The sequence below is a fragment of the Algoriphagus ratkowskyi genome, assembly GCF_002150505.1.
Classification (GTDB): domain Bacteria; phylum Bacteroidota; class Bacteroidia; order Cytophagales; family Cyclobacteriaceae; genus Algoriphagus; species Algoriphagus ratkowskyi.
In genome coordinates this window covers 1-1416 of the sequence record NZ_MSSV01000052.1, presented here as the reverse complement: position 1 = coordinate 1416, position 1416 = coordinate 1, and the positions used below count along the sequence as shown (strand labels likewise).

Here is a 1416-nt window from a genome sequence, read left to right as displayed (position 1 = left end):
TGTCATTCCCTGATATAAGTTGACCGTTTTTAAAGTTACTTTAAAATGTTAAAAACAGGAAAACGGATCAATTCACGTCGCGTCTTTTCAGATGAATTCAAGCGTAAATTGGTAAGTGATTATGAGAGTGGAGTAATGTCAGTGCCTCAGATGGAGCGTCATTACGGGATTTCAAATAGATCTATTTACAAGTGGATTTACAAATTTTCCACTTATAATGAGAAAAATATCAGGATCGTGGAGATGAAAGATAGTCAGACCCATCGAGTGAATGAACTCGAAGAAAAAGTCAAGGAGCTAGAGCGAGCCGTAGGTCAGAAGCAGATTAAGATTGATTATCTGGAAAAGATGATTGATCTGGCCAAGGAAACCTATTCAATCGACATTAAAAAAAACTCCAACACCTCACCCTCTGGTGGTTTCAATCCAATAAGCAAGCGATGAGTTATTCACTGAATGAATTATATCGTACTGTTGGAGTAAGCAAACAGGCTGTTCAGCAAGCTAGAATACGGCAAGAATCCTTTGACAGGGAGTTGTTCGAACTGGTTTCTTTAGTAGATCAGCTCAAAGAAGAGCATCCTGGGTGTGGGGTGGAAAAGATGTATTATACCCTAAAACCCAGTTGGATGGGAAGGGATAAGTTCTGTGAAGTTTTTCTAGAGCTAGGCTATGGTGTTCAGCGCGTCAGAAACTACCATAGAACCACTTTCAGGGGTGAATTGCACTATCCCAATCTAATTGAAGGAATGAGCGTGAGCCGTCCATTTCAGGTAATTCAAAGTGACATTACCTACTTCAGTCTGGGGCAGGAGCATTACTATCTGATATTCATCATTGATGTGTATACCCGATTGATCGTCGGATATGCGGCCAGCGATCACATGCGTACTGAAGCGAATAGTGGTGCACTGAAAATGGCATTGAAAGTAATGGAATACCAACCTTGGGGTATAATCCATCACTCGGATCGAGGATCACAGTATGGGAGCCATGAATATACCCAGCAGTTGGATTCTAACAATATCCGGATCAGTATGGGTGTAGTAGCTTGGGAGAATGCGTATGCAGAACGTGTCAATGGTATTATAAAAAACGAATACTTGAAACGATGGGAAATAAAAGACTTCAAGGATCTAACCAGAAAAGTAGCGAAAGCGGTCAACCACTACAACGAAAAAAGAAAGCACCGTGCGTTTAACATGCGTCATACTCCTATGAGTTTTTATAAAAACTTGATAGATTTACCTACCCAAGAAAGACCGACGGTGAGTATTTATACCCAAGGAAGGAAAAACTTCGAAAGGGCATCTAGCCCCTTCGAAGTTTACCCAAGAGAAGAACCTCTGGCTCATGTATGCCCGATGGAAATAAATAAATGTTGAACCAAACGGTCAACGCTATTTAGGGATGGAC

The 1416-nt window shown here is 41.0% G+C and carries 2 protein-coding genes; both read left to right on the top strand.

The window, feature by feature from the left end:
- Nucleotides 1-45 precede the first annotated feature (45 nt).
- Nucleotides 46-444, top strand: a complete 399-nt coding sequence (locus tag BVH02_RS21140) for a transposase (RefSeq protein WP_086503462.1) — start codon at nucleotides 46-48, stop codon at nucleotides 442-444.
- Complete coding sequence (locus BVH02_RS21135) at nucleotides 441-1385, top strand: IS3 family transposase (RefSeq protein WP_086503461.1); 945 nt, start codon at nucleotides 441-443, stop codon at nucleotides 1383-1385. Before BVH02_RS21140 ends, BVH02_RS21135 begins: the two co-directional genes overlap by 4 nt.
- The last annotated feature ends 31 nt before the right edge of the window (nucleotides 1386-1416 follow it).